Here is a 12,366-nt window from a genome sequence, read left to right as displayed (position 1 = left end):
GGTCTCCACAAAACTGCTCCGCGATCCTCGCCCGCGACGATGATCTCCGCGGAGTCAATCGCACAACTCGCACACAACTTGCCGCGCGTCCGCCAATCTCGAACGCGATGCATTTGTCCTCCCCCTTTGCAAAAAGGGGGAGGTGGCGCTTCGCCGGAGGCGGTTTCTGAAGCCACGAGCCAAACACACCGTTGCCTCCTCGGAGCACAACATGCCAAAGAGTCTTCCATTCGCGCTGCTCCTCAGCGCGCTCCTTCTTCACGCCTGCTCCTCGATAACGCCCGCGCGGCAAGACTCGACCGCCGACCTCTCGAAGCACTTCGAAGGCCTCGATGGCTGCATGGTCCTGACCGAACTCTCGAACAAACAGACTCTCCGATACCGGCCCGAGCGATGCGCCGAGCGCTGCTCTCCCTGTTCCACGTTCAAAATCCCCCACGCGCTCTTCGCGCTCGACAGCGGCATACTCGCCGACGCCGACTCCACCATCCAATGGGACGGTGTCGCTCGCGACCGCACCGAGCTCAACCGCGATCACACGCTCAAATCCGCGATCAAATACTCCGTCGTCTGGTATTTTCAAGAGGTCGCCCGAAGGCTCGGGCTCGCGCGTGAGCAGCGCTACGTCGATTCGATCAACTACGGCAACAAAGACCTTTCGGGTGGACTCACCCAGTTCTGGCTCGGGTCTTCGCTCAAGATTTCCGCCGACGAGCAAGTCGCCTTCCTCTCCCGCCTCTGCCGAAATGATCTGCCCCTCTCGGCCCGATCCATGGAAATCGTCTCCGAATGCCTGATTCAGCGCGAACAAGACGGCCTCATCTACCGCGGCAAGACGGGTTCTCACCGATATCAATCCGACAGCCTCGGCTGGTGGGTCGGCTGGGTGCACAAAGACGACAAGACCTACGTCTTCGCGGCCAACGTTCGAGGGCCCGATGTCTCGGGCTCCGTCGCAAGACGCGTGGCCGAAAGCGTTCTCCGAGACCGCGGCATCCTGCCCGAATAATGCCCCATCACTTGCCGCCCTGGGCGAGTGGTGCGCCTCTCCCCAAGGCCAGGTGTGTCACGGACATTGCTTCAAAGTCGTTGACTTCGGATCGCAGCGCTTTAACCAAGAAAAACACAATCGAAACGAGGTCGGGGCGACGCGCCGTACCATGATCGGACTCCTGTCGAACCATTACCGAGCCTCAACGGTGTCCGAGAGTTGTGGGCAGGGCTAGATTCACGAATGATCAAGGCCCAGTTTATTATTATCTAGCGGCACGCTCGAAAGGATGTGGCATGGAATCGTTCTCGCCACGAGAGTTCTTAAGAAACAGACGACCTGAAAGATTTTCTGATTCGACGGAAATTGTCGAAAGCCGCTTAGATGGTGCGATTCTTGAAACCCATCTTGACACCCTGACAAACCGAAGCCAAGAAAACGATTTCGCCCGGTTTGCGAGACGCTTGGCGTCGCTTGAAATCTGCCCGAACTTGTTGCCGCAAACTGGACCCACGGGCGGCGGCGATAGCAAAGTCGATTCAGAAACCTATCCGGTCGCCGAAGCGTTGACCGAAATCTGGCACGTTGGAAACGGAACCGTCGCCGGCAACGAAAGGTGGGCTTTCGCTTTCAGCATCAAAAAGCAATGGAAGCAAAAAGTCGAGAGTGACGTTGCGAAATTGGTCGCAACGGATCGTGGCTACCAGAAAGCGTTCTTCATCACGAACCAGTACATTCGGGATAAATCTCGTGCTGAAGTCGAGGATGCCCTTAGCCGTAAGCACGGTTTGGACGTCCGAATTCTGGATCGGACTTGGATTACGGAACGCGTGTTCGCGAGCAAACGCGAAGAGTTAGCAATCAAGGAACTGGCAATTGAATCGTCGTTCCGCCGCTTCACGAAGATGGGGCCGAACGACACTAAGCGTCAAGACGCATTGGACGAAATCCAGACACGGATAGAGAAAGCGATTCAAGCCAGCGAATTTTCGGGCGTGTTGGTTGATGACTGCTTGGAAGCGGCGTTTCTGGCGAGAAGCCTGGAAAAGCCTCGTGAAAACGTCGAAGGTTTATTACTTCGAGCAAATCGACTGGCCACGAAATACGGAAGTCGGCATCAGCAATTGAGAGCCGCCTACGACGACGCATTCACCGCATTCTGGTGGTATGAGGATTTTGACAGTTACTTGGAGAAATACTCGCGGTACGAAAGTCTGGTGGGGCAATCAGACAACGTCACGGAACTTGAAAACGCCGCGACGCTTTGGAAGGGTTTGTTTTCGGCCAGTCGAGCGGGCAAGCTGGATTTCGATAAGGCCCGCGTTCTTGAACGACAACGGGAACTGTTGAAACAACTGGAGAAGATTTCCCAGAATTCGGAACGCCCAAGTGCAGCTCTCTTGGCCGAAACACATGCAATCGGCTTGGAATTGCCGGTTGCCGAGCCAAGCAACGTCGACGCTCTGCTTGTGAGACTTACGGCCGCCGCATCCAAGGTAACGGGATTGCTGGGGTTTCCTGTCCAAATGCTGGTGGACATCGTCACGGAACTTGGCACCCCCTTTGGCGATAGACCCGCATACGGAGAACTGCACACGGCATTAGCGGCTTTGGTGGAACAACGGTCGGGAGAAATCGCTGCGGCCAAACTACATATGAAACGCGGACTGCAACAGGCGATGAACGGCGACCCCCGAGGTGCCATTCGCTCGCTTGGCCTTGGTCTTAGCCGCCTGTACAAAGATGAAACGCGTGAAGATTTGATGTTCGCTCTGTATGCGTGTGGCCGGGCCTACGAGGAATTGGGACTGCTTTGGGCGGCTCGCGGATCGGTGTTGACTGCGGCTTCGATTGCCTCAGCGGGTATCAAAGGCCCTGGCGACCTCGTACCGTTTCATGTTGGCTGCTACAACAGGTTAAAATGGATTGAACTGCAGCTTGGAAGATTGCCGCAACTCTTGGCTTGGCACGAACTGGACGGCATTTCAAGAGACGTGCTGCTTCGGAAAGGTTTGCCAGAATCGAAGCTTCCCGATGGGCATATGGACTTTCAGGCCATTCTTGGAATACTGCTGCTACGCACCCCCATCGACGAATTGCCTCGCCTTTCCAGATTTCCGATTTTGCTTGGAGAGCTTGGCCTTGAACCGGCTAGTGCGGCACTTCTTTTTGCATTGGGCCATGAAGCCGACGCACACAAAATATTTGGTGGCGACGCTGGTGTTGGCGACCTTAAAGACTTCTTTACGCAATGGCTCCGTCAGCCCGCCGCTTCGGAACTTCCCTCAACGCCATGCTTGGGCGAATCCGCACTTCTTCGCATGACAACCCATTTGCTGGGATGTGAGTTAGAAGTGCAAAGCGACAATGAAACGCCTTGCGTCGAGATCACGGAATCGATTCTGGCCACGATGGAGGCGGTGATAGCAACGGCAAGCATCCAAAATGTCGTCGCCAGGGAGCCCAAAGTTCTGATTCGAGTGCGTCTTTCACCCGATGGCCCCTCCCCATTTGCAATGGAATTCAGCACCAGAGAATCGATGCCATACGTCGACGTCGCTTGTGGCACGTGGGATGCACAATCTACGACGGCAGAGTTTCAAATCGCGTTCAAGGACAAGTTGGGCGAACTGATCGGCAACTTAATTCCTCGGGCGTTTCTGATTCAAGAGTTCGAAGAAACTTTGACAAAGATGTTCCGCGACGAAAAGGTAATGGACCGGTCTTTGAATTTTGCGACAAGCCTTAACCACATGGGCAATGTCTTCGGAGGCGCACGAAAGAGCAGGTCGGCCGATTGGGTGTCGCCTGAAATTCCCGAGTTTCCGCTGACACGAACGAAAAGCTGGTTCGATGGCTTGGATATCTCCCCAGTTGCGTCAAACGAAACGAAAGATTTCAATCCAAAGGCTGCATTTCGACCCAAAGACGTCACGCTTTACTCTGTCATCCACGAAGATCTCTGGAACAAAGCGGGCTGGAGCGGAATCGGTTATATCTGGGAAAGCTCCAATGCCGCACCGCCGATGATGGGGCTGATCTTTCGCGATATCGCCAGCGGACGGCAGATATTTGCGGAATGGATTCAACGGTGGGGGAGGGTGGATGCAAACGACGACCTTCGCGTGGTAATTGTTCGCGGCGTTTCAACGGAAGACCCGGCCAGCTATCGCGTGGGCATCGGGCCGAAACGTGAACTTGGCCCCAAAGGAGGACGCGGATACTGGGTCGTGAATTCCCGGTCGCATCAGATGCACCCATCGTCGCATTTCAACTTGAATGAATTTCTTGGGGCATATCACAAGCACGGAACATATCTGTTGGTTCCTGTAGATGGAAGGACTGGCAGTTTGTCCGTGCCCGAAACCGATCATGGAATCGAAAAGCACGAGCTTGTTGTACGCGAGGCATGGCAGATTGGCGAGCACGATATCGATTCGATGTTGATCCATCCGGGCGATAAGGTGGTTATTCCAGAACATGCGGTAAATCCGCCGGTCGCGAAGCTGCTGCAACAAAGATCGCTCCAAGGCAAGAAGGCGTCAGGCGACCCTGACTTCGGGTCCGCCTGACCTGCCCCCAAGCGAGTAGTACAAGTTCATCTGCGCATCATCCCATCTCGAAGTACCGCCCCCACCGTCACTTACCTCCAGCCCCCCCCCAATCGATCAAAACCCTTCTTGACAGTTCGGTCTCCATTTGGTATCCTACCCCTCGTGCCCTCGCACGACCACACCCTCAAGGACGCTCTCCCCGCAGGCCCCGCCCGTGGCCGCGGCTCCGGCATCAACCCCGGCAACCGCTTCGAAACCGTCCGCCTCCACGTCCTGGGCGAATACCTCGATGAAGTGCACGCCGAAGCCCCCGGCGGCACACAGATCAAAACGCGCATCCTCCCCGACCGCACCAAGTCCTTCATCAACCCCGTCGATTCCCCCGACCTCTCGATGAAGTGGACCGTCAACCCCTACCGGGGCTGCGAGCACGGCTGCATCTACTGCTACGCCCGCCCCGGCCACGAATACCTCGGCATGTCGAGCGGGCTCGATTTCGAGACCGTCATCCTCGCAAAGCACGATGCGCCCGCGCTGCTCCGGCGCGAGCTCGCCAAAAAAAGCTGGCGGGGCGAAACGATCACGATGTCCGGCGTCACCGATTGCTATCAGCCCATCGAGCGCGAACTCGGGATCACCCGCCGCTGCCTCGAAGTGATGGTCGAGTGCCGCCAGGCCGTCGGCATCATCACCAAGAACAGACTCATCCTGCGCGATCTCGACCTGCTCAAGCGCCTGCACGAGCACCGCGCCGTCCACGTCGCGATCAGCATCACCAGCCTCGAGAACGATCTCGCCTCGGTCATGGAGCCCCGCGCCTCGAGCCCGCGCGACCGCCTTCTTGCCGTCCGCGAAATCGCGAGCGCCGGAATCCCCGTCACCGTCATGACCGCCCCGATCATCCCCGGCATCAACGACCGCGAAATCCCCGCTCTCCTCGATGCCGCGGCAGCCTCTGGCGCATCCAGCGCCGGCTGGGTCATGCTCCGCCTCCCCTACCAGATCAAAGACCTCTTCCTCGAATGGCTCCAGCGCCACTTTCCCGATCGCGCCGCCAAGGTCGAAGCCTTCATCCGCGAAATGCACGGGGGCGACCTCTACGACGCGCGCCACTTCGTCCGCCAGCGCGGCCAAGGCCCGCTCGCGAAACAAATCGCCGACACCTTCCGCCTCTTCTCAAAAAAGCACGGCCTCACCGGCCGCCACAGCGCTCTCAACGAAGAAGCCTTCCGCCGCCCCACCCTCGACGGTCAAGCCACCCTCTTCGCCTGATCGCGCTATTCACGCGTTCACCTGCTCACCTCCCCACCTCTTCACCTGCTCACCTGCTCCCCTCTTCCCCTCTTCCCCTCTTCCCCTCTTCCCCTGCTCCCCTCTTCATCTCTTCACCTCTTCCCCTGCTCCCCTCTTCATCTCCTCTCCGTGCCCTTCGTGCTCTTTGTGTCCTCTGTGGTGAAAGTCACTGACTCACCTGCCTCTCCCCCACTCCGTTCCTTCTCTGTGCCTCTGCGCCTCCGTGGTGAACTTCTTTGCCTTTCTTGTCTTCGCCTTCCCCGTCCAATTTCTTCTCTGTGTTCTCTGTGTTCTCTGTGGTGAATCTCTTTCTTCCGATTCACAAGATCGGCCCCGCCAACTGCGCGATGTTGTCCGCAAACCGCTCCACCCACGGCCTCTCTCTCCACTGCTTCGCCGTCACCGGGTTCGATTCCTTCAAATACCGGCGCTGCTGCCTTCGCAGATCCTCCGTGAAGTCCGCGTCGTACACGAACAGCGTGATCTCAAAGTTCAGCCAGAAGGAGCGCATATCCAGATTCGCCGACCCCACCATCCCGAGATGGCGATCGACCGTCGCCGTCTTGGCGTGCAGCAATCCCTCCGGGTGCAGCGCGATGTTCACGCCCGCGTCCAGCAGATCCTGGAATTGCGCCCGGCTCGCCGCCTCGACAAACCGCGCGTCGAGTGCGTCGGGCATGATCAGCGTCACCGAAACCCCCCGCAGCGACGCGTTCACGAGCGCCGCCTTCATCGATTCATCCGGCACGAAGTAGGGCGTCACCATCACGATCTCTTCGCGTGCCGAAAAGACCGCCGCGAGCAGCGCCTGCCGGATCGCATCCGGCTGCGGCCCCGGCCCCGAGGGAACCACATGCACGATCGAAGTCCCCGTCTTTTGCGCCGCCGGATAGAACTCTTCCGGGTCCTTGAGTTTCTCTTCCGTCTCCGCCGCCCAGTCGCGCAGAAAAACCGTCTGCAGCGCCTGCACCGCCGGGCCCGTGATGCGCACGGTCGTATCGATCCACGGGCCGACCTTCTTCCGCCGCTTGTTGCGGAACGTCTTGTCCGTCAGGTTCTGGCTGCCGCAGTACGCGATCGTCCCGTCGATCACCGAAATCTTTCGGTGGTTCCGAAGATCGACGCGTGCAAAGAGCATCCGGATGAACCCCGCCGGCAGCGCCCCCACCACCTGCACGCCCGCCTCGCGCATCCTGCGGCATTCCGCGCAACCGATGAAGTTCTTCGCGCCCACCCAGTCAACCAGCACGCGGCACTGCACGCCCCGCTGTGCCGCGGCAATCAGCGCATCGCCGATCTCCTTCCCGCGCCCCTCCGGCATCCAGATGTAATAGAGCAAGTGGCAGTGCTTCTTCGAATTCTCGATGTCCGCCTTCAGTTTGTCGAGAACCTCGTTCGCATCGTCCATCAGCTCGAGCGAATTGCCTTTCAATGGCGGCATGCCGCCCAGCGCCGTGCCGAGCTTCGCCAGAACCGCGTAGCACTCTTCGTCCGCGTTCCACTGCAGATTTCGCTTGCGCCAACGCGCTTCGATCTCGTCATTGAAATTGCGCGTCCGATTCTCGAACCGGAGCACCCGCCGGTTTCCAAGTCTGTTCTCACCGATGAGGAGATACGCGAGCGGCCCGACGATCGGAAAGAAAAAGAGGATGATGATCCAGCTCAGCGTCACCGAAGGCTTGAGCCCGCGCATGATCACGCGCAGGATCAGAAACGCGCGCACCACCGCTTCCAGCACGAACACGGAGATGCCGAACCAGCCCGAGGAATGCATCGGGCCCAGAATAGCCGCACCGCTGCACGGTCATCGGTGCCGCTAGCCGCCGGGCTTCTTGAGCCGGTTGACAAGCGTGGCGGATTTGACCTCGACGCCCTTGAGGATCGAGTCCAGGGCTTCGCGGTTGGGGGAATAGTCCATGCCGATGGCGCGGCTGATGGCTTCCTTCTTCACGAGGGCGGCGAGCGAGTGCGTGAAGGAATGCATGCCCTCGCCGGGCTCGGCGCCCGTGCTGCCGCTGATGACAGCGGGGAGATCGTTGTCTTCGCCCTCGCGGATTTTATCCTTGACGATGGGCGTGCCGAGGAGGACTTCGGTCGCGGGAACGACGCTGTTCCCGAATCCTTCGAGGGCCGGCAGGAGCTTCTGGGCGCAGATGGCGCGGAGGGTGTTGCCGATCGCGCTGCGGATAAAGGCACGCTCGCTGGTCGGGAAGAATTCGAGCATGCGGCTGAACGCCTGCATAGTGTCGGCGGTATGCATCGATCCGAAGACCAGGTGGCCGGTCTCGGCGGCCTGAATGGCGGCAAGAACGGTGGCGTGGTCGCGGAGTTCGCCGATCATCACGACGTCCGGGTCTTCGCGGACGACGTAGCGCAGGGCGGTTGGGTAGTCGGAAACATCGATCCCGATTTCGCGCTGGCTGATGATCGACTTCTTCGGGATCAGCCGGTATTCGACCGGGTCCTCAATCGTGATGATGTTTTCGGCGCGGGTCTGGTTGATCTGCTCGACCATCGCCGCGAGCGTGCTCGACTTGCCCGAGCCGGTGACGCCGACGACCAGGATCAGGCCGTCGGTCGTTTCCCCCACCAGTTTGGAATAGATCGGCGGGAGGTTGAGCTGCTCGTAGCTGGGGATTTCGGCCTTCACGCGCCGGATCGCCGCGTGCGTGTGCGCACCCGCGCGGAAGATGTTGATGCGGAACCGATCGCCGTCGGGCAGGCTCGCCGAGAAATCCAGGTTGCCGCTCGTCTCGTATTTTTCTTTCTGGACCTGGCTCAAGATCGGATCGAGCAGATGATCGGCCTCGTCTTCGCTGATCGGGGGCGAATCTACCGCGCGCAGTATTCCGCCGATGCGATAGGTTGGGGGAATCCCGACCTTGATGTGCAGGTCGGAAGCATCGAGTTTCTTCATCGAGCTGAGAAGCCGCTGAATGGTGAGGCTGCCGGTGATCATGAAAAGAGCCTACCAAAAACAAATCCGTGCCCGAAGCCCACAACCCGGCAGCCCCGATCCGGAGACTCCGAATATCGAGCCGCTCCGCTGCGTGACTCCGCCTCCCATTGCCACACCCTCCTACCGAGAGTCGATCAGCACCACAACAACGTGATTCAGGTTCGTCCCCGTCGGGCCGGTTTTCAGGTGGTTTGCGCCGGAAAGCCTTTCGAAGAACCCGTAGCTGTCGTGCGCCGCAAGCGCCGCAGCGCCGTCCAATCCCGCTGCATCCGCGGCATCGATGGTCCTTCCATCCACGATCGCCCCCGCGCCGTCGGTCGGACCATCCACCCCGTCGGTCGAAAAGCACAGCGCCGCAGCGGGCAAACCCCGAAGTTGCATCGCGAGCGCCAGCGCCAGTTCCTGACTCGGTCCGCCAATCCCGCTCGACTCGGTGACCTTCACCGTCCACTCGCCTCCGACAATGATCGCGCGCCGTTGCTTGTCGTGCGGCATCGACCGAACAGCCGCGCCGATCCGTGCCGCGATCGCGCTCGCTTCACCATCGATCGACTTCCAGATCTCCACGACCTTGATCCCGCGCGATTCCGCATGAGCCAACAGTGCATCCACCACCGAAGCGTTGTTCGCGATCACGCTCGTAGTTACGCCAGCAAAGGCCGGGTCGCCCTGCTTCGGTGTTTCCGCGATCTCGCCGCGCGTGCCGCGGCGAAGATGCGCCGCGATTTCAGGAGCGGCATCACCTCCAATGCTCTTCTCAACAACTTCGAGCGCCTCGGCGAAAGTCGTCGAATCCGGAGCAAACGGCCCCGACGAGATGACATCGAGCGGATCGCCGAGCACATCCGAAAGAACGAGCACCCGCGCCTCCCCCGCGCGAGAGAGCGCCGCGAGCCGCCCGCCTTTGAGTTGCTCACAATGCTTGCGAACGCAGTTCAATTCGTTGATGGTGCGCCCCGCGCGCTGCAGCGCCCGCGTCGCATCGCGCAAGTTGTCGAGTGTGAGTCCCCGCGCCGGCAGCGTGAGATGCGCACTGCCCCCGCCCGATACAAGCACGAGCAACGAATCCGCGGGAGCCAGCGACGAAACAAAGTCCCGCACTTCACCCGCCGCGGCCACATTGCGCTTAGTCGGCAGCGGATGATCCGCGGGCAAGAGCCGCACCCCGCACGCGCGAATCGCTTCTTCTCTCTCGCGCGCCAATGCAGCAAGCCGCTCGGGAACGACCGTCGCGATGCCGCGCACAACCCTCTCGCCCAGAATCTGAACGGCCTCATCCATCATCTCGAGCGATGCCTTGCCGAACGCAAGGAGCGAAAGAGGCCGCGAGGCGTTCCGCCCAAACGCCCGTACATGCGGCCGCAGCGCCGCGCGCGCGTCCGATGCCTCTCGCGCAACGGTCAGAAACCCGCGCAGTTCTTCAACCAGAGTTTTCGATGCGGCATCCATCTGATAAGCTCATGAGAGAAAGTACCACGATGAACAACGAACCGAATACGCCCGTGCCGGCCGAGCAATTCAAGCAGCCCGATCGCAGCGGCATCATCCTCGCGCTCGGCATCCTCTCGCTCCTCATCGGGTGCGCGGGCTGGATCCTCGGGATCATCGCGTGGACCATGGCCAACCGCGATCTCGCGCTCATGGACCGCGGCATGATGCAATCGACCGGCCGCGGCACAACCCAGGCCGGAAAGATCTGTGGCATCGTGAGCGTCTGCCTGCACGCGCTCGGCCTGTTGATCGGCTTGGTCTGGCTGATCTTCGTGGTCGGGATTCTCGGGATCGCCGCCGCGGCATCCGGCGGAAAACATCCCTGAGATCGCGCCACTCAAGTGGCAAGTCGCGCGAGCCGCTTCACCGCCTCATCGATCGTCTCCGCTTTCTTGCAATACGCAAACCGCACAAAGGATTTGCCATGCTCTCTATTTTCATAGAACACACTCGGCGGGATCGCCGCGACGCCGCAGCGCTCGATGAGCTTGTGGCACAGGTCGCGATCGTCGCTCGCGCCGAGGCGCCTGCTCACCTCGGTGTGATCCGCCATGATGAAGTACGTTCCGTCGGATGGGAACGCTTCGAAGCCGAGTTTCGCGAGCGCCGCGCCGAGCACGTCGCGATTCCTTCGGAAGAGCGCGCGATACTCGTTCACGATCGGGCCCGGGTTCTCGATCACCGCCGCGGCGCCGTGCTGGAGTGGCGTCGCCGTCGCGAAAGTCAGGAACTGGTGCGCCGCCCTCACTCCGGCTGTCAGGTGCGCCGGCGCGATCGCCCATCCGATTTTCCAACCGGTCAGACTGAACGATTTTCCGAGCGACGAGAGCGTCACCGTGCGCTCCCACATACCGGGCAACGACGCGAGCGATATATGAGGCAGCGCGGGCTCATACGTGAGATGCTCGTACACCTCGTCGGTGATCGCGATGGTGTTGTGCTTCGCACACAGCCGCGCGATGCTCTCCAGCTCCGCACGCGTGAACACTTTCCCCGTCGGATTGTGCGGCGTGTTCACCAGGATCGCGCGGGTGCGCTTCGTGAACGCGCGCTCGAGCTCGCGCTCATCGAACCCGAATCGACCCGAAGAATCAGGCCGCAGCGTCACGAACTTCGGCGTCGCACCCGCGAGCGCGACGCACGCTCTGTAGGAATCGTAAAAAGGCTCGAAGAGAATCACCTCGTCGCCGCTGTTCACAAGCCCGAGAAAAGCAGCGGGAAGCGCCTCGGTGCACCCGCTCGTGACGGTGACGTTCGCATCGGGATCGATCGGGACATTCGTGCGCGCGGCGAACGCGCGCGCGATCGCGGCGTTGAGCTTGGGCACGCCGAACATCCGGGCATATTGAGAATGACCGGCGTCGATCGCGGCTTTCGCTGCATCTTTCGCGAGCTGTGGGCCATCGAAGTCCGGGAAACCCTGCGCGAGGTTCACCGCGTTGTGCTTGATCGCGAGCGCGGTCATCTCGGTGAAGATGGTCGTGCCGAAGGGTTGAAGACGTGTTGCGACTGAAGACATCAACTCAATGTAGCAAGGACCGAAGCGAGCGCGGAATCCTCGGACATGGAGTCCACGTCGATCGTGGTGTCGGCGACTTCTTTGAAGAGCGGATCGCGCTCGCGGAAGATCTGATCGACTTCGTCGATCGGGTTCTTGCCGGTCAGGCTCGGGCGCGTGGCGAGATCGGTCGCGGACATTCGGGACTTGAGCGTCGCGGGTGTTGCGCGCAGGTAGATGATGCGCGAGCCGGCTTTCTGCAGGGCGGCGAGAGCGGCGCGCGCGACGGGATCGGTGGGTGTGCCGCCGCCGAGAGAAAGAACACCGACCGAAGTTGCTTCGGGCATTGACAGCGCGCGCACTTCGCCGGCGCGGAACGCGGGGAGGCCGAGATTGCGGATCGCGTCTCCCGCCGAGGGTTGATTGAGCACGCGGGCGGTGAGGTCATCGAGATCGAGGAACGGAAGACCGAGCGATTGCGCGGCGCGCGCGCCGAGCGTCGTTTTGCCGCTGGTGCGGAGACCGAGAAGGATGAGGCGGGGGGAAGGCATGGCGGATGTGGGATATCGGATTTCGGATG

Annotated in this window: 9 protein-coding genes; 4 read left to right on the top strand and 5 right to left on the bottom strand. The window is 60.5% G+C overall.

The features are described from left to right. Positions 1-211: 211 nt before the first annotated feature. From KF691_06880 to KF691_06870, 3 genes are all read left to right on the top strand, one after another. Complete coding sequence (locus tag KF691_06880; protein ID MBX3389165.1) at positions 212-1,009, top strand: class D beta-lactamase; 798 nt, start codon at positions 212-214, stop codon at positions 1,007-1,009. A 278-nt stretch (positions 1,010-1,287) separates the two neighbouring features. Next, positions 1,288-4,563 (top strand): hypothetical protein, encoded by a 3,276-nt coding sequence (locus tag KF691_06875; protein MBX3389164.1) that lies wholly within the window; start codon positions 1,288-1,290, stop codon positions 4,561-4,563. Positions 4,564-4,707: 144 nt separating this feature from the next. Beyond that, a complete protein-coding gene (locus KF691_06870; GenBank protein ID MBX3389163.1) occupies positions 4,708-5,817 on the top strand; it encodes a PA0069 family radical SAM protein in 1,110 nt (369 codons plus the stop codon). A 340-nt stretch (positions 5,818-6,157) separates the two neighbouring features. Here KF691_06870 and cls read toward each other — a convergent pair whose 3' ends face one another. From cls to KF691_06855, 3 genes are all read right to left on the bottom strand, one after another. Beyond that, complete coding sequence (gene cls / locus KF691_06865) at positions 6,158-7,612, bottom strand: cardiolipin synthase (GenBank protein MBX3389162.1); 1,455 nt, start codon at positions 7,610-7,612, stop codon at positions 6,158-6,160. Between the two features lie 42 nt (positions 7,613-7,654). Next, the gene (locus KF691_06860) at positions 7,655-8,797 is read right to left on the bottom strand and encodes a PilT/PilU family type 4a pilus ATPase (protein ID MBX3389161.1); all 1,143 of its coding nucleotides are present in this window, start codon (positions 8,795-8,797) and stop codon (positions 7,655-7,657) included. Positions 8,798-8,917: 120 nt separating this feature from the next. Next, complete coding sequence (locus KF691_06855) at positions 8,918-10,246, bottom strand: DUF4147 domain-containing protein (protein MBX3389160.1); 1,329 nt, start codon at positions 10,244-10,246, stop codon at positions 8,918-8,920. A gap of 11 nt (positions 10,247-10,257) precedes the next feature. On the opposite strand from KF691_06855, the gene KF691_06850 reads away from it, so the two are divergent. Continuing rightward, the gene (locus KF691_06850) at positions 10,258-10,614 is read left to right on the top strand and encodes a hypothetical protein (GenBank protein MBX3389159.1); all 357 of its coding nucleotides are present in this window, start codon (positions 10,258-10,260) and stop codon (positions 10,612-10,614) included. An 11-nt stretch (positions 10,615-10,625) separates the two neighbouring features. Here KF691_06850 and KF691_06845 read toward each other — a convergent pair whose 3' ends face one another. Together KF691_06845 and KF691_06840 are read right to left on the bottom strand one after the other, a co-directional pair. Beyond that, positions 10,626-11,807 carry an aminotransferase class I/II-fold pyridoxal phosphate-dependent enzyme gene (locus KF691_06845; GenBank protein ID MBX3389158.1) on the bottom strand — a complete coding sequence of 394 codons (1,182 nt, stop codon included), beginning with the start codon at positions 11,805-11,807 and terminating at the stop codon, positions 10,626-10,628. Continuing rightward, positions 11,807-12,337: a shikimate kinase gene (locus KF691_06840; GenBank protein MBX3389157.1), complete on the bottom strand. Its 531-nt coding sequence runs from the start codon at positions 12,335-12,337 to the stop codon at positions 11,807-11,809. The genes KF691_06845 and KF691_06840 overlap by 1 nt, the downstream gene beginning before the upstream one ends. Between the last annotated feature and the right edge of the window lie 29 nt (positions 12,338-12,366).

The organism is Phycisphaeraceae bacterium (genome assembly GCA_019636555.1).
In the GTDB taxonomy this organism is placed as follows: domain Bacteria; phylum Planctomycetota; class Phycisphaerae; order Phycisphaerales; family UBA1924; genus JAFEBO01.
Note: the sequence above shows the minus strand (reverse complement) of the source record. Positions and strands in the feature narration are given on the sequence as shown.